Below are 19,216 nucleotides of genomic sequence, written 5' to 3'. Positions count from 1 at the left end.
CATCACAAACTCATTTCATTCGATGTCATGCGCAGCGGCCACCGTAGCCTCGATGCGAAGCGCAGCAGACGCACATCACCCGTTCGCATCAGCGAAAAATTCATGACATAACTCGACATGATTCTGCAATTGCCAACCATCGGCGCTTCGCCAAGAATTCGGCCTGTCATCGAACGGATCGCGGCACAAGGCAGGCGACGCCCGATGGCTCAATCGAAGGAGTCAGTCATGAAAAAGTTCATCGCCGCCGCGTTGCTGTGCTGTGCATCCACCGTTACGTTCGCTCAGGCCATGGCGCCGCAAGGCGGCAATCCGCAGCGTATGGAGCGCATGATCCAGCAGTTGCAAAACCGTTTCGCCAACGCGAATACCACGCACGACGGCAAGCTCACCCGCGACCAGGCGGCGGCCGGCATGCCGATGGTCGCGAAGCATTTCGACGAAATCGACACGCAGAAAGCGGGTTACATTACGCTGCCGCAAATCGAGGCATTCGCGCAGGAACGCGGCGCAGCGCACTGAGCCCGGAGCATTTGCGCGCTGTCTGCCGAGGATTGCGGTATGTTCTGAAGAGCCTGAACCCAAGGAGCTTTCGCATGGATCGCCCCGCCAAAATCATCGTGCTCGACGACGAAGCCGAACTGCGCAACATGCTGCAGCGTTTTCTGCGCGGCCACGGTTTCGAGGTGCGCGTCGCCGAGGACAGCAAGCGTCTGGACCGTTATCTGGAGCGCGAGCCGTTCGATCTGCTGGTGCTCGATCTGATGATCGGCGAAGAGAACGGCCTTGAAATCTGCGCACGTCTAAGGGAGCAGGGGCAGACGCTGCCCATTCTGATGCTGACCGCGAAAGGCGACCCGCTCGACCGCGTGGTCGGTCTCGAAACCGGCGCCGACGACTACCTCGCCAAACCGTTCCTGCCGCGCGAACTGGTGGCGCGCATCAATGCGCTGCTGCGGCGTCAGAAAATGGCGTCGGGCGATGTCACTGTGACGTCGCAAAGCGTGCGCTTCGGCAACTTCACCGTCGATGTCGGCAAGCAGCAGCTGTCACGCGCGGGCGAGTTGCTGGAGATTCATTCCGCGCAGATGCTGCTGCTGGTGGCGCTGGCGTCGTCGCCGAACCGGCCGGTGAGCCGCGACAATCTGCTGGCGCGTGCGCGGGGCCGCGATCACGACGCGCTCGATCGCAGCATCGACGTGCAGGTGTTGCGGCTGCGGCAGATCGTCGAAGACGACCCGTCGAAGCCGCGTTTCATCAAGACCGTGTGGGGCGTCGGCTACATGCTGGTCGCGGATGTCGACTCATGACGCGTCCACTATTGCGCAGGCTTCTGCCGAGAACGCTGCTGGCGCGCAATATCGCGCTGCTGATCGTGCTCGTGATGCTGAGCCAGATCTGCTCGCTCGCCGTGCTGCTGCATTACGTGCAGCGGCCTCGCGTGGAGCGCGCGGCGACCGTGTTCGCCACCTACGTGACGACGCTCGACAACCTGCTCGAAGCGACCCCGTCCGGCGCGCGCACTGCGTTGACGACGCGCCTCGACGCGCGCGCGGAACCGCCCGCGGCGAGCGCGTCCGAGCCGCCGCCGAGCGTCGCGCGCGCGTATCGCACGTATCAGCGCGATGTGTTTCTCGACAGCCTGCGCGCGCATCTGCCCGCCGACATGCCCGCGCGCTGGCAGACCGAGGGCGGCCAGCGGCTGTGGATCCGCATGCACGCGCCCGCCGACGATCCGCACGCGCCGTACTGGATCGCGTTGCCGATTCCCGAAGACGCGCAGAGCAGCGGGCTCGAAGCGGCGATCGTGCTGTCGCTCGGCCTGGGCGCGCTGGCGGCGCTGGCGGGCTACGCGATCCAGCTTCATCTGAACGAGCCGCTGCATGAACTGACCCAGGCGGCGCGTCATGTGAGTGCGGGCAAAACGCCCGCGCCGTTGCCGACCGACGGTCCCACCGAAATCGCCGCCGTGAGCCGTGCTTTCAATCAGATGACGCAGACGTTGCAGGAGGCCGAGGCGACGCGCGCGCTGATGCTGGCCGGCATCTCGCACGACATCCGCACGCCGTTGACCAAGCTGCGCCTGTCGATGGCGATGGCGATGCCGGACGGCAGCGACAGCAGTTTCGTGGTGGCCGCCGAGTCGTATCTCGACCAGATCGAGACGATCCTGCAACAGTTCATGGACTACGCGGGCAGCGGCGAGCGCGAGCAGCCGCAGCCCGGCGATCTGAACGCGCTGATCGAGCGGCTGGCGGGCGATTTCGCCGGGCTTGGGCACGAGTTCGAGTTGTCGCTTGGGGCGCTGCCGGTGCTGGCGTATCGGCCGATCAGCATGATGCGACTGCTGATGAACCTGATGCAGAACGCGATCGTGTACGGCAAGACGGGGCTGGCGGTGCGAAGCTGGGTGACGACCACAGCCAAAACCGGCGAGGAAGACGGGCAGACGGCGATCGTCGCAGTCGGGGACCGCGGCGCGGGGCTGTCGGCGCAGGAACTGGAACAGCTGAAAGCGCCGTTTCAGCGCGGGCGCAATGCGCGCTCGCATAGCGGCGGCACGGGATTGGGGCTGTCGATTGTCGAGCGGATCGCGCGACTGCATGGCGGCAGCCTGCAATTTCATGCGCGCGAAGGCGGCGGACTGGAGGTGTGGGTGGTGTTGCCGGTCAAAACCGGGTGACGATGATTCGGCCGCGGCTGTAGTGTCGACGCCCGACATCCGGCGTCGCCACTCGCAGGTTCACTCGCGATCCAGGTACGCATCCAGGCCGACGCGGAACGCCACGCCCGCGATCACCGGCACGGTCAGCATCAGGATGATGCCGAAGTTCGGAATCGGGTCGCCGTACATGAACGTACTGTAAAGCACGACCGTCGCGACGATCGCGAAAACCCCGAAGCCGATGGCGACCATCATCAGATTGCGCACGGTGATGCTCAGCGTCTTGCGCGTGGCCGCGCCCGGCGTCGTGCTGGCAGGAGAAGCTTCGTCGTGTTGGGCAGGCATGATGGTTCTCGTGGCTGAAAATAGTGCGTCGAGCGCGCTTGGTAAGCGACTTCGGACCCTACGCGGAAAAGGTGCGCGACCGGCATCATAACCGCATGCGCGCGTGCTGCGCAGATCGACGTAGCGGGGCGCGGGGCGCAGCGGGCCGGGCCGGGCGGGAGCGCGAAGGTTCGTTAGCTTCAATATAGGCCGCATTGCCGGCGGGCAGATGAAATACGCGATTCGTCGCGTGGATGAGACCTTGCGAAGCGATGGCGGCTCGCTGAGCACACGCGCATGCTGCGTCACGCTAGCGCGCTCGCGCTTCGCCGCAAACGGCGAGTCTCCCAAGCTTCTTTTTCATTGTGTCGTCCCCCGCGCCGGCGGCGAGTCGATTCTGGCGATTCCGCTGTGAACCGCCGCCACGCCATGCGTGATCCACCTCGCGCCGTTTTATGGAATCCACTAACCTTGTGGGGCGTCACCGCCCAGCGCGCTTTTGCGTCCTCCAACATCCGTCCTGCTTATGCCGGGATGCCAACGTGTCGAGAGCTGCCATCCGATGCCTAATGACCTTCCAGAACCGCAAGCTGTCTGCAATGCCATTACCCGTAGCGCCATTTTCATCGTCGCCACGCTGACGCCCGGCGACGATCACGCGGACACTGTACGCGGCTTGTGCCCCGACATCGCCGGGCTGGTCCGCGCGGTCGGCACACGCGCGCCGACGGCCGACCTGTCGTGTGTTTGCGGATTCGGCTCCGCCGCGTGGGACGCGCTCTTCGGCACGCCGCGTCCCGCGTCGTTGCACGCGTTCCGCGAATTCGGCGAGGGCAAGCGCCGCGCCGTGGGCACGCCGGGCGACATCCTGTTCCACATTCGCGCGGATCACATGGACCTGTGCTTCGAACTCGCCGCGTTGTTGATGCAGCGTCTGAAAGGCGCGGTCACGGTGGTCGACGAAGTACACGGCTTCCGCTATTTCGATCTGCGCGACATGGTGGGTTTCGTCGACGGCACCGAGAATCCGCGCGGGCGCGAAGCGTTCGACTTCGCGGTGATCGGCGATCAGGATCCCGGTTTCGCGGGCGGCAGTTATGTGATCGTGCAGAAGTATCTGCATGACATGGAGGCGTGGGAAACGCTGCCGGTCGAGGCGCAGGAGCGCATCATCGGCCGCAGGAAGCTTTCGGATGTCGAACTCGACGAATCGGTCAAGCCAAGTTCGTCGCACAGTTCGCTGACGACGATCGAGAAGGACGGGCAGGAAGTCAAGATCCTGCGCCACAACATGGCGTTCGGCCGACCCGGCGCGGGCGAGTTCGGCACTTACTTTATCGGTTACGCCAACTCGCCGGAGCCGACCGAGCAGATGCTTGAGAACATGTTCGTGGGCCGTCCGCCCGGCAACTACGACCGGCTGCTCGATTACAGCCGCGCGGTGACCGGTGGGCTGTTTTTTGTTCCGTCTGAACCGTTGCTCGAGCAGCTGGCGGACCGCAAGCCGGCGAGCAATGGGTGAGTTGCGAGGGTGGAATGCTCGTGAATGTGTGAGATTTGCCGTTGGCTGGATGCCGGCAGCCGGATAAAACCGGCTCGGCAAATGTTGGCGACAAGAAAGGTGTTGGGTAGGGAAGCGGTTGCGCAGCCTGCCGATGCAGGCTGCTTCGTGCGTCCATGACGCAGCACGGTTCCGATCGAGAACGGTCCGCTCGTGCCGACCCGCAGCCGTCTTCACGGAAAGCCGCATCGCACGTAGCGTCGCTGTTCGGCCGGGCGCCTACGTTAGAATGCCGGGCTTTCCCCTTTCCAACGTCGCACTGTGCAACCCGCCTCCTCTGCGGCTTCCCGTGAAGCCGACGGCGTCGAATCTTCCGCCGATCTCGTCTACGGTCTCAATGACCGCCCCGCACCGACCATCGCCTTCGTGGCCGCACTTCAGCATCTGCTCGCGATCCTCGTGCCGATCGTGACGCCCGGGCTCCTTATTTGTCAGGCGCTCGGCGTGTCCAGCCGGGACACCACGCTGATCGTGTCGATGTCGCTTGTCATCTCCGGTATCGCAACTTTTCTGCAGTGCAAACGCGTCGGCCCGCTCGGCGCGGGTCTGCTGATCGTTCAGGGTACGAGCTTCAATTTTGTCGGCCCGCTGATCGCGGGCGGCAGCCTGATGGTCAAGCAGGGGACGCCGGTGCAAACCGTGATGGCCGCCATTTTCGGCGTCGTCATCGCGGGCTCTTTCGTCGAAATGGCCGTCTCGCGCATCCTGCCGTTTGTCAAGCGGCTGATCACGCCGCTCGTCACCGGCATTGTCGTGCTGCTGATCGGCCTGACGCTGATCAAGGTCGGCCTGATCAGCATGGGCGGCGGTTACGGTGCGATCTCGAAGGGCGACTTCGCGAGCGTCGGCAACCTGACGCTGTCCTGCCTGGTGCTGGGCACCATCATCGTGCTGAACCGCGTGCCGGTCGTGTGGATTCGCAGCACCGCACTGGTCATCGCGCTGGTCATCGGTTATGTCGTCGCGGGCGCGATGGGACGCCTCGATTTCACCGGGGCGCGGCAGGCGGCGCTGTTTCAGATTCCGACGCCGCTGCATTTCGGCATTGGCTTCTCGTGGTCGCTGTTCGTGCCGATGCTGATCATTTACCTCGTCACGTCGCTCGAAGCGATTGGCGATGTCACGGCCACCAGCAAGGTGTCGAAGGAGCCGGTCGAAGGGCCGGTATGGATGCGGCGGATCAAGGGCGGCGTGCTCGTCAACGGTTTCAATTCGTTACTGGCCGGATTTTTCAACACGTTTCCCAGTTCGGTCTTCGCGCAGAACAACGGTGTCATTCAGCTGACCGGGATCGCCAGCCGCCACGTCGGCCTCTGGATCGCCGGCATGCTGGTCGTGCTCGGGCTGTTCCCGCCGGTCGCGGGCCTGTTGCAGGCGGTGCCCGAGCCTGTGCTCGGCGGCGCTGCGATGGTGATGTTCGGCGCGGTGGCCGCGTCGGGGATCAACATCCTCGCGGGGATTCGCCTCGACCGCCGGGCGCTGCTGATCATCGCGGTGTCGCTCGCGTTGGGACTCGGCGTCTCGCAGGTGCCGGAGATTCTGAACAGCCTGCCGCACGCGCTGAAAAACGTGCTCGAATCGGGCGTCGCGACAGGCGGAATCTGCGCGCTGATATTGAACTGGTTCCTGCCGGAAAAGGCGTGATGTGATGCGGTCGGCGCGCGGATGGTCGCGGATCGCAAGGGTCGCGCGCGCAGTGAGCGGGTTGGGCGACGCGGCGAGCGAGGAGGCGAAGGACCGCTCCTGATCGAACTCTGCCCAATGACAAGCGGTCCGTTCGACTTTCGGCGGTCCTTCCAGCTTTTCTAAAGCAGCCGGTTGGACATCGCCCGCTTGCTACGTGAGATTCAATCCGCCGTCCGACAGCAGAATCTCGCCGGTCAGATAATCCGAAGCGACCAGCAACGCAACAGCCTGAGCAATATCCTCGGGACTGGCGGCGCGACGCATCGGCGCGCGTTCTTTCCAGAGTTGCTGGGCTTGCGTCCAGTCCGCCGTCAAAGGCGTATCGACCAACCCCGGCGCGACCGCATTCACGCGAATATCCGGCGCAAGGGAAACAGCGAGCAGGCGGGTCACGTGATTCAACGCCGCTTTGGTCGCCGCGTAGGGAATGGACGCCCCCTTTGGCCGCACACCGGCATGCGAACTCACGTTCACGACGCAACCGGGCCGCCCTCGGGTGGCCGCTTCACGGAGCGCCGATTGCGCTTCCGTGACCAGGCGGAACGGAGCCACGACGTTGACTTCATGCAGTTCCTGCCAGATGTCGGGTGTCGCCGCGGCGAGATCCGCATGAGGGATGACGCGACTGATCCCCGCGTTGTTGACCAGAACGTCGAGCCTCCCCCATACGGCAATGGCTTCGCGAACGAGCCTCACTCTTTGCGCGTCGTCGGCCAGATCGGCTTGCACATAGGCCGCCGATCCGAGTTCGCGGGCCAGCGCGTGACCGGTAGCCGCCGAACTTCGCGAATGAAGGACGATTGAGAAGCCGTCCTTCGACAGCCGTCGTGCGATTGCGGCGCCGATACCAGAGGTTGAGCCGGTGACAAGAGCGACAGGTGCGTCAGTTTTCATGGAGGCGCTGATAAGGGGGAGTCAGGTTTTTCGGAGGGGCGGAAATCGTCTGCTTCGCCTTTGAACGGCTGACCGCAAAGGCCGACTGACAACAAACGTCATCGATTCTCGACGATCCAGCCCGCGCTGTCGATTGGGCGAAAGTGACCTTACCCGACGCGCGCCCTTCGTCGTCGCCTCAAACCCGCGCAACCCTCCGCAGCCCCCGCTAATGCGATCCCGCCACCCGCACGAGCGCGAACACCAGCGCCAGCACCACCACAATCACCCCCGTCGCAACGGCCAGGCGGTCAGCCAGTAATCGACGCATCGCAATTCTCCTAGACGAAGCTGTAGCGTTCGGAATGGTATCTGGCGAGCGGCACTTTCATCCCGGCCAGTGCGGTTTCGATTGCGTCCATCATCATGTCCGGCCCGCAAATGAAGTACTCGTGATCCGCGTACGCAGGCGGCAAATGACGCCTGAAAACGTCCGCCGTGATGCGTCCGCTTTCTCCGCTCCAGCCCTCGGGCGGCTGCGACAGAACATAAACGATCTTCAGATCGAGCCTCGTTTTCAGCACGTCGAGTTCATCGCGAAAAGTTAGCGTGTCCCAGTCCTTGCCGCCGTACAGCAGCACCAGCGGACGCGTGTCGCCACGATCGGCGAGCGTGCGGATCATGCTCATCATCGGCGTGATGCCGATGCCGCCCGCGATCAGCACGTGCATGTCGGTCGGGTTGCCGATCGTGAACGCGCCGTACGGGCCGTCGAGATAGATCCGCTGGCCGGTTGTCACCGTGTTGACCGCGCTGGTGAAATCGCCGAGATTGCGGATGGTCATCTCGACGCGGCCATCCGGCGCTTCGGCGCTCGACGAAAACGAGAACGGATGCCCGGTGATGCGGAACGGACCCGCCCACAGCGTCAGCCAGCCGAATTGTCCCGGCTTGAAGCGAAAACCCGCGTGACCGTCGGGCTGCATCACGAGCGTGGTGGTGTCGCCGCGTTCGGTGCGCACTTCGGCAACGCGATACGGACGCCGCAGCATGAAAAGCGGCTTGAACAGGCGTACATAAAGCAGCAAGCCGATCCAGAAAATCGTCATGCCGATCCACAACGCGCGCTTGAGCGGATCGACCAGATAGAAGCCCCAGCCGACCATATGCAGCATGCCCGCGAAGACGGCGGTCAGCGCGAGCACGATATGCGACAGATGCCAGAGTTCGTAGCGGATCTTCAACTGCTTGCGCCACAACGCGGTGACGACGAGCAGAAGCAGCGAGCCGATCGACAACACCGCGAAGCGCGCGCCCCACGGAATGTCCCAGACCGAATCGGGCAGCGCGAGCGACTCCGAGCGGATCGCGATCAGGATCAGCGGATGCACGACGACGAGGCCGACCGCCATCAGCGAAATACGCCGGTGGAAGTGATAGATGACGTCTTCGCCCCACGGCTCGGTCACGTAGCGAAAGCGCGCGGTAAGGCCGAATTGCAGGCCCATCATCGCGAGACCGGAGTAGCCGAGTGCAACCGAAAACTCGGTGCCGAAATTGCGCGCGGGCGGCAGCCTGCCCGCAAGCAGCGCGAAAAGCGGTGCGAGAATGAACAGCAGATAGATGGCGGACCAGATGGCCTTGCGCATGAGATCGCGGTGCTGCATGGATCCTTTCTCCAATGGCTGTGGCGGTGGTGCCGTTGGCGTTGGCTGTTGCGATGGGCGACTAGTTGCAGCGTTCTGCTTCGACCGGCATCGGCTTGCGACGGCGTGCGTTGGCCTGCGACGACCCGCGTCGGCCTTCCATGACGCGCATCGACCCGCATCGAACGATCCGCGCGAGAAGCGAAGGCTCCGCGCTTTCACACAGACGGCGCGGTTTGCAGCGAGCCGCACTGCCTGGCGAATTCGCTCTCGCCATTCAGATCGCGTCACCCACAGCTGCCATGCCGGTCAGATACAGGTGGTCAACAACAACGCCGGTCCAAACGTAATCACCGTGGCGGCCAGCGCCGCGATCAGTGTCCACACGACAACGGTATGCAGAAACGCGCCGATACGCTCCGGCCCAGGTTCGCGGCTTGCCCTGGTGCCCGCCGTGGCCCAATAACGCCACAACCAGCCAATCGCGATCAGATGCAGCGCGAGCACGAACGCGAGGCTCAAACGAAGCGGGCCGCCCGGCCAGCCGAACGCGCAGCCGATCGCGTGCAGCGCATAGAGAATCACCAGCGCGAGGCACCAGATCGTGAAGCCGACGGCCAGCCACCACAAACGCCTCGGCGAAAGCGGACGCCCGTTCATGGCCGCGCTCCCAGCATCGCCACCAGCCCCGGCAACGCGAGCACGAGACCCAGCGCGATCACGCCGGTGGCCAGCGTGTAATCGATCCATAAACGCGTGAGACGCAAATCCGTCAATCGTCGCGGTGAGATGAAACCGGCGCCAAGCCGCAGAACATTGCTGATCAGAAACAGCAGCCCAATGCCCGCATGTAGCGCGACATACGAGAGCAGCGCGGCGGCGGTCGCGCCGAGCGCATGTTCCAGCGGATTCGGCGTGACACCGCCGATCAGTGCGACATCGGCGGCAATCGCTGCGACCAGGGCGAGCACCGTCACGCCAATCCACCCATGCGGTTTCCCGCCCGCAGCCGCGCTTCGCAGCGAGCCGCGCGCGGCCACGGCTGCAACGGCCAGCGCGACGACCGTCGCGAGCGCAAGCAGCCGGCTCGGCTCGGGCGTGACGGCGGCCGGCCAGTTCGGCGCGGCGATCCACAGATAGAACACGCCGAATACCAGCGACGTGAACAGCGTGCCGTTCGCTACCAGCGTGCAGATCAGCGCGAGCCACGCGGGCGAACCCGCCACCTCGGTATGCGGCGGCACGCTGATGCCGCGTCCCACCGGCAGCGGTCCGTAATCGTGTGCGAGACCGGCGCTTTGTCCCGCGTAGATGAACATACCGAAGGTCACAAACGCAAAAGCGAGCGCCGGCAGATAGAACTTGAACAGCATCGCGAGCACCGCCGCGCAGGTGATGAGCGCGGTGAACAGCGGCAGATACGTCGCTCGCGGCAGCACGATCAGTTGCTCCGGTTCGCCCGACGTCATATGCACGCCGAGCGTTTCCTGCCAGCCGTTGCGCGTCGAGCCGAGGTAGCCGTCGCCGCGTGCGAGCGACGCCGCCAGCGTGCCCGGCGCGACGCCGTCGGTCTCGGCGCCGATTCGCGGGATCGACGCGAACGCGTACGGCGCAGGCGGAATCGGCATCGCCCATTCGAGCGTGGTCGCGTCCCACGGATTGCGCCGCACGCGCCGGCCGAAACGCACCTGCACGATGATGTCGATTGCGACCAGTGCGAAGCCGATCGTCATCACGAAGCTGCCCACCGACGACAGCAGATTCAGCCAGTTCCATCCTTCGTCGCCGCTATACGTGAAGATGCGGCGCGGCATGCCGAGCAGGCCGGTCAGATGCATCATGAAAAACGTCATGTTGAAGCCGATGAACACCAGCCAGAACGCGGGCAGCGACAGCTTGTACACGGCAGTGCGACCGGTCAGCAGCGGCAGCCAGTAATAGAACGCGGCGAGCATCGGAAACGCGAGCGCGCCCGCCACCACGTAGTGCATGTGCGCAACGACGAAGTAGGTGTCGTGCGCCTGCCAGTCGAACGGGACCATCGCGAGCATCACGCCGGTCAGCCCGCCCGCGGTGAACACGAAGAAGAAGCCGAAGATGTACAGCATCGGCACGTCCCAGCGCGGCCTGCCGTGCGACAGCGTGGCGAGCCACGCAAAGAACTGGATCGCGGTCGGCACTGCGACGATCGCCGATCCCGCCGAGAAAAACGCCAGCGCGAGATGCGGGATGCCCACCGTGAACATATGGTGAACCCAGATGCCGAAGCTCAGAAACGCGAGCGCGATGATCGCGACGACGATCGCGCGATAACCGACCAGCGGCCGTCGCGCGAACACGGGGATGATGGTGGAGAGCACGCCCGCCATCGGCAGGAAAATGATGTAGACGTCGGGGTGCCCGAACAGCCAGAACAGATGCTGCCACAACAGCGGATCGCCGCCGCGCCGCGGGTCGAAGAACGGCAGGTCGAACGCGCGCTCGACTTCGAGCAGGATCGAGCCGAGGATCAGCGGCGGAAACGCGACGATCATCATCATCGCGGTGACGAGGATGTACCACGCGAAAATCGGCATCCGGTCGAGCGACATGCCGGGCGCGCGCATCTTCAGGATCGACACGACGATTTCCATCGCGAGCGACAGCGCCGAAATCTCGACGAACGTGATGCCGAGCAACCACACGTCCGCGTTGATGCCGGGCGTGTACACGTGCGAGCTGAGCGGCGTGTACATGAACCAGCCGCCGTCGGGCGCGGCACGCAGGATCAGCGAGACGGTGAGGATCGTGCCGCCCAGCAGGTAGCACCAGTAGCCGTACGCGGTGAGGCGCGGAAACGCGAAGTCGCGCGTGCCGAGAATTTTTGGCGTCAGGTAGACCGCGAAGCTTTCCACCATCGGAATCGCGAACAGGAACAGCATCATCGAGCCGTGCATCGTGAAGACCTGGTTGTAGGTCTCCGCGTCCATGAACGCGGCGTGCGGCGTCGCGAGCTGCACGCGCGTGAGCATGCCGAGCACGCCTGCAATCGCGAAGAACAGGAACGACGTGATCATCATCCGCATGCCGAGGACGCTGTGATTGACCGCGGCAAAGCGCTCGATGCCGGGTCCGGTCGCCCAGATCGCGGCAAGCTGGCGGTGCAGCCGCAGCGCATTGCCGCGCGGTGACGGCGGCTCGACGGGCACGCTCATTTCATCCCCTCCCCGGTGGCGGCTTGTTTGACGGCGGCGGCGAAGTCTTCTGGACGATCGACGCTCACCGAGAAGTGCATTCCCGCATGGCCCAATCCGCAAAACTGGTTGCACAGGCCTTCGTATTCGCCGGGCTGATCGGCCTGGATGCGCAGATGCGTGGCGTGACCGGGGACTGCGTCGATCTTGCCCGCGAAGCGCGGAATCCAGAAAGAGTGCACGACATCCTGGCTGGTCACGACGATGTCGACCGGCATGCCGGCGGGAACGTGCAGAACGCCGTGCGTTTCGACGCCACCCTGGTCCGGGTAGCGGAAAGTCCAGTTCCATTGTTTTCCGATCGCCTCGATGCGCTGCGGCGCGTGTCCGGGCAACGGCAGAAGCTGTTCGCCCGCATAGAGCGCATAGCAGATCAGCGGAATCAGGACGATGGCGGGCAACACGAGGCCGCCGAGTACGATCCAGCGCGCGGGCGACACGCGCGAGCCCCAGCCGGGGCGCCGGTACACCATCAAAAACAGCACGAGCACGAGCGCGAACAGGATCGCCGCGCCTGCCAGCATCACCCACCACAGCCCCGCAATCGACGCAGCCGAAGGGCCCGACGGCGCCAGCGTCGATAACGGACCCGCGCAGCCTGTGAGTGCCGCGAGTGTTGCGAGTGACGCTAACGATGCTGGCGTCGCGACTCGCGATGCCGCATTGAATCGTCCTTGGACCCGCCTGTTCAGGAAGCTATGATGATCTGCAGCGCTCTCCACCTTCACGTTAAGCAAGGAATACTGATCATGGCAAAGAAAGGTGATTCCGCTTCCAGTTCCACCTCCCAACCCAAAAGCGAAGTGCTGCTGGAATTGCTGCGGCTCGACGCGGGCTCGGCCGTCGCCTTCGTCGGCCATCCGATTCACGTGATGATGGTGCATTTCCCGATCGCATTCGTCGTCGCGACGCTCGGCGTGGATGTCATCTACTGGTGGTCGGGCGATCCGTTCTGGATTCGGGCCGGTTTGTGGGCCGCCGGTTTCGCCTTCTGGAGCGGCGTGGGCGCGAGCCTCGTCGGCACCGCCGAGCTTCTGCTGGTGCGCGGCATCCGGCTCAGGGAGGCCAGCTGGTCGCACGCCGTCGCCGCGATGACGCTGGTCGCCATCGCGGGCGCGAACTGGGGGCTGCGTCTCTACTATCCCGGGCAAATCCTGCCGCACGGGCTCGCATTGTCGGCGCTCGCGTCGGTGATGACGGGCTTCGCCGGCTGGCATGGAGGCAAGCTCGTGTTCGATCATGGCGTGGGCATTCTCGTGTCGCCGAAGGAGTGATGCAGCCATCGGGCAAGTCCGCCGGGTTCGAACAGATGCGGGGCGAACAGGTTCGAGTCGACGTGCGGTTTCGCCAGCACGATCCAGATGATCGCGACGATCACCACCACGTAGGCGCTCATCAGAGCGACGCCGGACAGGCGGCTGAAGCGGCCGTCGGGCAGGAACAGGTTCAGCATCACGAGCCCGGCGACCACGTGCAGCATCGCCATGATGCCGACCAGCACCATCTTCAGCGAGAACCATTCGACGAACGTGGCCTGCAGAAAGATCAGCGCCGTGCCGCTCGCAATCGCGACAAACGCAGCGGGCGAAGTCAGTTCCACATAAACGAGCCGCGTAATGCGATGCAGCCGGTCGAGTTCGGCGCCGCTGGTGAGCGCGCGGCGTTGCCAGAACAGAAACGGCAACACGATCAGGCCGCCTGACCACAGCGCTATCGCGGCCAGATGGATGAACTTCAGCAGGATCGTCACAGTGCGGGCTCGATTGCGCGCAGGCTGGACCAGGTGATCCAGAGTCCGGCTGCGAGATAGGGGACCATCGCCAGCACCCACATCAGTAGTCCCGCGAGTTGCTGGTCGGTGAGCGGCGTGATGCCCCACGCGGCCGTGCTGGCGAAGTGCACGCCGTACAACGGCTCGGGCGCGAACACGATCAGCGCGCCGAGCAGGCCCATCTGTCCGATCGTGGTGGCGAGTGCGATGAGCGCGGGCCAGGCCGGCGTCGACGGGGCGAAGATGCTGCGCCACATCAGCCATGCACTGCCGAGCAGTGTGAGTTGCATCAGCCAGTAACCGGGCACGGTGGCGAGTCCCCATGCGTAGGGGCCGGGTGCATGCCAGAGCCAGACAAGCACCGCATGAGCAGCGACCACCGGAACCAGTGGCGGATAACCCATTCGCGGCAACGGGAACGCGAGCACGAGAAGCGGCGCGACCGCAGCAATGAGAATGATGTGATGGGTGACGCGCGCCGAGAATAACGCCGACGACAACGCGCACAGCGGCGACACGAATACGACAGCCATCAGCGCTATTGCGGCCCAGCCGGCTCGCGCATTGGCACTACGGCCGCTGGCGACGAACCACGCCAGCGCGGCGAGTGCTGCGAGCAGCAGCGGGTCCATATTCCAGCGCACCCATAAATCGTCGGGGACGGCCGCTGGTCCACAGTAGGCGACTGGAAAATATGGCATGACGCGATATCTTCGTAGGGTCTGCATTCAATGCCGGAGCACCAGGCCGGCTTGATGAAGCTTGCCTCGACACGGTGCCTGTTCGTCTTTCTGGTGTTTCAGTAGAGCGGGGCGGCGCGATGAATTAACAAGCTTGTTTAGACTAACCTCGGTCGATCCGGCACGCAATATAAATTCTTCTGCGTTCCTGGAGGAGAAGGCGGTGATTTTTCAAAGCGAGAAAGTACCTGATAATGCGGTGTTTTCTGCTTTCCGGCTCTTGCGGCTATTTTTGCGCTGCAATGATCATTGCGCGCGTTGAACCGTTAGTCACGCTAACTACTCAAGCTAAAGCGGTTGTGCGTCGCAATACGATCAGGCTCGCACCACGCTGACTCCAGCCGCCTCGATTGCCTCTGTCAACGCATTGTCAGTTGTCCGCTCGACAACCACCGTTTGCGCCAGCGTGATGTCGCCGATCGAATACGCGGACGCCGCATTGAGCTTGTCCATCGAAGCGAGCACAACAGTCTCGGCCGACCTCGCGGCGAGCGCGCGTTTCACATAGGCCTCTTCGAGATCGCCGGTACTCAGCCCCGCCGTAGGGTGAACACCGGTCACGCCCATGAAGTAGAGATCGGCGTGAATGTGCGAGATCGCCTCGATGGCGGCTGCGCCGACATTGACGATGGAATGCTTGTACAGCCTGCCGCCGATCATGATCACGTCAATCGAAGGATGATCGACCAGCGCGACGGCCACCGTCGGACTGTGCGTGACGACCGTCGCTGCCAGCGTGGGCGGCAGGTGCTTCACCAGTTCGGCGGACGTCGTGCCGCCGTCGATCATCACGATCTGCCCCGGCAGGATCATCGCGGCAGCGGCCATGCCGATCGCGCTCTTGCCCGACGACTCCAGCGCGCGCCTGGCGGAAAACGGCGCCACCGCCGACGACGCCGGCAACGCCCCGCCATGCACACGTTGCAGCAAACCCTCCGAGGCCATCTCGCGCAGGTCGCGCCGGATCGTGTCCTCCGAGACGCCGAAGGTCGCTGCGAGCGGCGCCGCCAGCACCTGTCCGTCACGAGCAAGCAATTCGAGGATGGTTTTCTTGCGTTGGGTCGTCAACATGATATGCACGAATTTTCTTGATATTGCACGAAATTGCACGATATCATGATTTCACCTTTTTCGTGACCGGAGCGACTCATGACAGCGACGCAAGACCGTGTACGCATCGTCGACACAACCGTGCTTTCGAACGACTGGTATGTGCTGAAAAAGACCACCTTCGACTTTCTGCGGCGTGACGGCACGTGGCAGCGTCAGAGCCGCGAAACCTACGACCGAGGCAACGGCGCGACCATTCTGCTGTTCGATCCTGTGCGCAAAACCGTGATTCTCACGCGCCAATTCAGGTTTCCCGTTTTCGTAAACGGTCATGACGGGATGCTCGTGGAAGCGGCTGCGGGTCTGCTCGACAACGCTTCGCCGGAGGAACGCATCCGCGCCGAAGTGGAGGAGGAAACGGGATTTCGCGTGCGGGACGTGCAGAAGGTCTTCGAGGCGTATATGAGCCCCGGTTCGGTGACCGAAAAGCTTCACTTCTTCATCGCGGAATACGACGCGACACAGCGCGTCAGCGAGGGTGGCGGAGTCGAAGCGGAAGGCGAAGACCTGGAAGTGATGGAGCTGACGCTGGCGGACGCGCTAGCGGCGGTGCGGCACGGTGAGATCGTCGACGCGAAGACCATCATGCTGTTACAGCATCTGGCTCTGCGCGAACTGACGGAGCAGGGCGGAAACTAGCCGCCTCTGGCCGTCAGTCCGCCGCGCGTTTATGTGCCGCGCGTGCTGGTTCCTAGCGGCTGGTCCGTTTTCTTGCCCAGCCTTGCTTTCAACTGACGCCCGAGGCTTCCGCCCGCAATGCGCTGGCGCAGACCGCCGTATTGCAACTGAAGGGCGCGCGCGGCAAACGCCATCTGCCCCCACCGGCTTACTGCAATTCGAAAATCGGTGCATGCATAGCCGAGTCCACCGGTCCAGATCGATTTATAGCGGCTGTCGCCGGAACCGAAATCGACATCGCGCTGATTCTCGAATGCCCATTTGAGAATACTTTCGAGTAACAGAGAGCCGGGTGAGCATTTCGACTGAGCGGGATCGTAAGCCGCCTGCATTCCTATCACCGTGCGCTCGGATATGGCGACAAGACTAATGGCGATCGCTTTGCCATTCAGTGTTGATATAAATAGCCGGAACGATTCACCGAATAGTGAATCGGCCGACATTTTTCGCAGGAAATTCTGATAGGGCTGTTTAAAAAATTCGCCGTCTGCGCCAACCTTTGCCGCCCACTGGTGTTTCCACTCGAGCATGGTTTCGACATAAGCGGCGCTGCGTGGATCGTCCAGTCCGATTATCAGCAATGCCGATTCCCCGGTTCTCAGCAAACGACGCTGATGGTAATCCTGTTCTTTTTTAAATGAATCCGGTAGTGCATGACGATATTCGCTCCATTTGCCGTACCGCATCAATCGCGCCATGCCGATCATGCGCGGTTCGGCGCGCGACTGCCATTTCGCCGCCGATGCATGCCGGTGCAGCGGGGAGCCGGTACGCACCATCGGCAGCCGGATGATGTCGCTGCCGCACGACGAAAGCAGCACTCGCCATGCAGCGGCCACTAGCGATTCCCTGTCGCCGCCGGGCCCAACCAGCACTTCCGACTGCTCCGAAATGTCAGGCGCCAGCGGCCGCACGGTGGTCCACGCGTATTCGCGATAGCGGATCAGCGGCCACGCCAGCACCATCCGCCCGTCCTGTCTGCCGATGATGCAATGCAGGCTCGCGCCCGTGGGAATCGCCACCTCGCGCAGTGCGTGAAGGCAGTAGCGAAACAGTTGGAACGGCGTGCCTCCGGCGGATTGCCAGAGCGTTTCCCATTCCTTGTGCAATGCGGTGAATGCGTCGATATCGGTGACAATTTCAAACTGCACAGTGCCTCGGTTTGACTGCGTTTCCATTGGTGTTTGTCCATAGGAACAGCGTAATTCGGTGGATGAATTTTTATTTGAAGCTATTGCGTTGTTATTTGTTAAATGCGTAACGAGGTCAAATAATCAGCATCGATTTATGTTGTCGTTTATTCGCAAGGTAAGGAATATGTAGCGTTTTTTTACATCGACAGAATATCTGAAGATTAGTCGCCGTTGTGCGGGGTCGCGCACACTTCAAACGTGCGATTTTTTTCTGGAATAGCGTAGGAATTGCCGGTCGGGCGGCAGCGGTATTCCGTATTTATAGTGAGTGACTGAATGAGGATTTCAGTATGGAAGTTTTTACCGCGATGTCGATGTTTTTGACATAGGCAGGTAATAACTGAATGTTCGATTACGTACGTCCGTGGGCTGAATCATCAACTGAATAATAATCGGGCGTATTCCCAGAATGAGTGTCAGGTGATTGACAGGCGCGAAACGTGCTGTCGATTTGTCCGATCGCACGCGAGACGGAAAACCGTACCCATTTCAATAACAGACCCATCGCACCATGCCCCAAAAAAACAACGTAAAACGCAAACTGCCCGATGCGCAAGCGCGCCAGCCGCTGTTGACCAGCCGCCGCAACGCCCGAATGGCGCGCTCCGCGCACGCGTATGTCCGTGGCAATACCAGCAAGTTCTACGAGTGGCTCGACGGTATCGACGGACACGCGCTGCCCGAGGGCCCGGCGATCTGGATTTGCGGCGACTGCCATAGCGGCAATCTAGGGCCGGTGGCCGACTCGCGCGGACGCGTCGAAATCCAGATTCGCGATCTCGACCAGACCGTGATCGGCAATCCCGCGCACGACCTGATCCGGCTCGGTCTGTCGCTGGCGACTGCCGCGCGCGGCTCGGACCTGCCCGGCGTCACGACGGTCCGCATGATGGAGGCGATGGCGGATGGCTACGAGCGCGCGTTCGACGAAGCCGCCGGCGACGCCGACATCCACGCGGAAAAGCCCGAAGCCGTGCGGGTGGTGATGAAGGAAGCGGTGCGCCGTTCATGGCGTCATCTGGCCGAGGAGCGTATCGAGGATATCGAGCCGAGCATCCCGCTGGGTCCGCGTTTCTGGCCGCTGGCAAAGCGCGAGCGGCGCGAGATCGACACGCTGTTCGAAAAGGGGTCGCTCGAAGGACTCGCCAGGGTGCTGCGCGACGGCCGCGAAGGCAGCGACGTCACGGTGCTGGACGCCGCCTACTGGGTAAAGGGATGCAGCTCGCTGGGCCGTCTGCGCTATGCGGTGCTGCTCGACATCGACGGTGCGGCGGTGGAGGGCGACGACCTCTGCCTGATCGACATCAAGGAGGCCGCTCAGGCTGCCGCGCCGCGTTACGCGGGCGTCCGCATGCCGCGCGATAACGCCGAACGGGTGGTGGAGGGCGCGCGCCATTTGTCGCCGCTGCTGGGCGAGCGGATGCGCGCGGCGCGTCTCGCGGATCGCGCGGTCGTCATCCGCGAACTGTTGCCGCAGGACATGAAGCTGACGATCGAGCAATTCACCCGCGACGAGGCGATGAAGGTGGCGCGCTTTCTCGCGCTGGTGGTGGGCAAGGCGCACGCGCGGCAGATGGACAGCGCCGAGCGTAAGGCGTGGCTGGCGGAGTTGCGCAAGAACCGCTCGAAGACGCTCGACGCCCCCGGCTGGCTGTGGACCGGCATCGTGGAACTGGTGAGCAGTCACGCGGCCGGTTATCTGGAGCATTGCCGGCGCTATGCGACGGAGCGGTGAA

At 63.2% G+C, this 19,216-nt stretch carries 18 protein-coding genes; 8 read left to right on the top strand and 10 right to left on the bottom strand.

The genetic code is table 11. The annotated features are described in order from the left end of the window. Positions 1-228 precede the first annotated feature (228 nt). The 3 genes from ABH945_RS25595 (at position 229) to ABH945_RS25585 (ending at position 2,683) form a co-directional block, all read left to right on the top strand. Positions 229-522, top strand: a complete 294-nt coding sequence (locus tag ABH945_RS25595; RefSeq protein ID WP_074767796.1) for a hypothetical protein — start codon at positions 229-231, stop codon at positions 520-522. Between the two features lie 74 nt (positions 523-596). Beyond that, the gene (locus tag ABH945_RS25590; RefSeq protein WP_429252379.1) at positions 597-1,310 is read left to right on the top strand and encodes a response regulator; all 714 of its coding nucleotides are present in this window, start codon (positions 597-599) and stop codon (positions 1,308-1,310) included. Beyond that, positions 1,307-2,683, top strand: a complete 1,377-nt coding sequence (locus tag ABH945_RS25585) for an ATP-binding protein (protein WP_429252378.1) — start codon at positions 1,307-1,309, stop codon at positions 2,681-2,683. Before ABH945_RS25590 ends, ABH945_RS25585 begins: the two co-directional genes overlap by 4 nt. 60 nt (positions 2,684-2,743) lie before the next feature. On the opposite strand, the gene ABH945_RS25580 is transcribed toward ABH945_RS25585, so the two are convergent. Further along, positions 2,744-3,010 (bottom strand): hypothetical protein, encoded by a 267-nt coding sequence (locus ABH945_RS25580; RefSeq protein WP_074767802.1) that lies wholly within the window; start codon positions 3,008-3,010, stop codon positions 2,744-2,746. A gap of 541 nt (positions 3,011-3,551) precedes the next feature. Here ABH945_RS25580 and ABH945_RS25575 point away from each other — a divergent pair. Beyond that, entirely contained in the window at positions 3,552-4,511 is a 960-nt protein-coding gene (locus ABH945_RS25575; RefSeq protein ID WP_429252377.1) for a Dyp-type peroxidase, read from the top strand. Between the two features lie 300 nt (positions 4,512-4,811). Further along, on the top strand, positions 4,812-6,194 hold the full coding sequence (locus ABH945_RS25570; protein WP_074767808.1) for a uracil-xanthine permease family protein: 1,383 nt from the start codon (positions 4,812-4,814) through the stop codon (positions 6,192-6,194). 192 nt (positions 6,195-6,386) lie between these two features. Here ABH945_RS25570 and ABH945_RS25565 read toward each other — a convergent pair whose 3' ends face one another. From ABH945_RS25565 to coxB, 5 genes are all read right to left on the bottom strand, one after another. Next, positions 6,387-7,130, bottom strand: coding sequence for an SDR family NAD(P)-dependent oxidoreductase (locus ABH945_RS25565; protein WP_429252376.1), 744 nt, complete (start codon positions 7,128-7,130; stop codon positions 6,387-6,389). Between the two features lie 320 nt (positions 7,131-7,450). Continuing rightward, on the bottom strand, positions 7,451-8,776 hold the full coding sequence (locus ABH945_RS25560) for a ferredoxin reductase family protein (protein WP_429252375.1): 1,326 nt from the start codon (positions 8,774-8,776) through the stop codon (positions 7,451-7,453). Positions 8,777-9,064: 288 nt separating this feature from the next. Continuing rightward, positions 9,065-9,415 carry a hypothetical protein gene (locus ABH945_RS25555; RefSeq protein WP_429252374.1) on the bottom strand — a complete coding sequence of 117 codons (351 nt, stop codon included), beginning with the start codon at positions 9,413-9,415 and terminating at the stop codon, positions 9,065-9,067. Then, a complete protein-coding gene (gene ctaD, locus ABH945_RS25550; protein ID WP_429252373.1) occupies positions 9,412-11,949 on the bottom strand; it encodes a cytochrome c oxidase subunit I in 2,538 nt (845 codons plus the stop codon). The genes ABH945_RS25555 and ctaD overlap by 4 nt, the downstream gene beginning before the upstream one ends. Then, positions 11,946-12,716, bottom strand: coding sequence for a cytochrome c oxidase subunit II (gene coxB, locus ABH945_RS25545; protein ID WP_429252615.1), 771 nt, complete (start codon positions 12,714-12,716; stop codon positions 11,946-11,948). Before coxB ends, ctaD begins: the two co-directional genes overlap by 4 nt. A gap of 21 nt (positions 12,717-12,737) precedes the next feature. On the opposite strand from coxB, the gene ABH945_RS25540 reads away from it, so the two are divergent. Then, on the top strand, positions 12,738-13,262 hold the full coding sequence (locus ABH945_RS25540; RefSeq protein WP_429252372.1) for a DUF2231 domain-containing protein: 525 nt from the start codon (positions 12,738-12,740) through the stop codon (positions 13,260-13,262). Here the strand turns inward: ABH945_RS25540 and ABH945_RS25535 are convergent. From ABH945_RS25535 to ABH945_RS25525, 3 genes are all read right to left on the bottom strand, one after another. Further along, positions 13,226-13,738, bottom strand: coding sequence for a CopD family protein (locus tag ABH945_RS25535; protein WP_429252371.1), 513 nt, complete (start codon positions 13,736-13,738; stop codon positions 13,226-13,228). The two genes, ABH945_RS25540 and ABH945_RS25535, sit on opposite strands and share 37 nt — an antisense overlap. Then, positions 13,735-14,460 (bottom strand): cytochrome c oxidase assembly protein, encoded by a 726-nt coding sequence (locus tag ABH945_RS25530; RefSeq protein WP_429252370.1) that lies wholly within the window; start codon positions 14,458-14,460, stop codon positions 13,735-13,737. Before ABH945_RS25530 ends, ABH945_RS25535 begins: the two co-directional genes overlap by 4 nt. A gap of 354 nt (positions 14,461-14,814) precedes the next feature. After that, the gene (locus tag ABH945_RS25525; protein WP_074767822.1) at positions 14,815-15,570 is read right to left on the bottom strand and encodes a DeoR/GlpR family DNA-binding transcription regulator; all 756 of its coding nucleotides are present in this window, start codon (positions 15,568-15,570) and stop codon (positions 14,815-14,817) included. Positions 15,571-15,648: 78 nt separating this feature from the next. Here ABH945_RS25525 and ABH945_RS25520 point away from each other — a divergent pair, with 78 nt between their 5' ends. Continuing rightward, positions 15,649-16,248, top strand: coding sequence for an NUDIX domain-containing protein (locus tag ABH945_RS25520; RefSeq protein ID WP_429252369.1), 600 nt, complete (start codon positions 15,649-15,651; stop codon positions 16,246-16,248). Between the two features lie 29 nt (positions 16,249-16,277). Here ABH945_RS25520 and ABH945_RS25515 read toward each other — a convergent pair whose 3' ends face one another. Further along, a complete protein-coding gene (locus tag ABH945_RS25515; protein WP_429252368.1) occupies positions 16,278-17,201 on the bottom strand; it encodes a GNAT family N-acetyltransferase in 924 nt (307 codons plus the stop codon). Positions 17,202-17,991: 790 nt separating this feature from the next. Here ABH945_RS25515 and ABH945_RS25510 point away from each other — a divergent pair. Next, positions 17,992-19,215: a DUF2252 domain-containing protein gene (locus ABH945_RS25510; protein ID WP_429252367.1), complete on the top strand. Its 1,224-nt coding sequence runs from the start codon at positions 17,992-17,994 to the stop codon at positions 19,213-19,215. The last annotated feature ends 1 nt before the right edge of the window (position 19,216 follow it).

Origin of the sequence: Paraburkholderia sp. GAS333 (assembly GCF_050435665.1) — a bacterium.
Classification (GTDB): Bacteria; Pseudomonadota; Gammaproteobacteria; order Burkholderiales; family Burkholderiaceae; genus Paraburkholderia; species Paraburkholderia fungorum_A.
The sequence above is the reverse complement of the archived record's forward strand: the minus strand, read 5'-3'. Positions and strand labels throughout refer to the sequence as shown.

Coding starts and splice junctions, on each gene's coding strand:
- ABH945_RS25575 (WP_429252377.1), top strand. CDS start 3,552: ATGCCTAATGACCTTCCAGAACCGCAAGCTGTCTGCAATGCCATTACC.
- ABH945_RS25580 (WP_074767802.1), bottom strand. CDS start 3,010: ATGCCTGCCCAACACGACGAAGCTTCTCCTGCCAGCACGACGCCGGGC.
- ABH945_RS25540 (WP_429252372.1), top strand. CDS start 12,738: ATGGCAAAGAAAGGTGATTCCGCTTCCAGTTCCACCTCCCAACCCAAA.
- ABH945_RS25565 (WP_429252376.1), bottom strand. CDS start 7,130: ATGAAAACTGACGCACCTGTCGCTCTTGTCACCGGCTCAACCTCTGGT.
- ctaD (WP_429252373.1), bottom strand. CDS start 11,949: ATGAGCGTGCCCGTCGAGCCGCCGTCACCGCGCGGCAATGCGCTGCGG.
- ABH945_RS25530 (WP_429252370.1), bottom strand. CDS start 14,460: ATGCCATATTTTCCAGTCGCCTACTGTGGACCAGCGGCCGTCCCCGAC.
- ABH945_RS25520 (WP_429252369.1), top strand. CDS start 15,649: ATGACAGCGACGCAAGACCGTGTACGCATCGTCGACACAACCGTGCTT.
- ABH945_RS25555 (WP_429252374.1), bottom strand. CDS start 9,415: ATGAACGGGCGTCCGCTTTCGCCGAGGCGTTTGTGGTGGCTGGCCGTC.
- ABH945_RS25510 (WP_429252367.1), top strand. CDS start 17,992: ATGCCCCAAAAAAACAACGTAAAACGCAAACTGCCCGATGCGCAAGCG.
- ABH945_RS25590 (WP_429252379.1), top strand. CDS start 597: ATGGATCGCCCCGCCAAAATCATCGTGCTCGACGACGAAGCCGAACTG.
- ABH945_RS25595 (WP_074767796.1), top strand. CDS start 229: ATGAAAAAGTTCATCGCCGCCGCGTTGCTGTGCTGTGCATCCACCGTT.
- ABH945_RS25525 (WP_074767822.1), bottom strand. CDS start 15,570: ATGTTGACGACCCAACGCAAGAAAACCATCCTCGAATTGCTTGCTCGT.
- ABH945_RS25560 (WP_429252375.1), bottom strand. CDS start 8,776: ATGCAGCACCGCGATCTCATGCGCAAGGCCATCTGGTCCGCCATCTAT.
- ABH945_RS25585 (WP_429252378.1), top strand. CDS start 1,307: ATGACGCGTCCACTATTGCGCAGGCTTCTGCCGAGAACGCTGCTGGCG.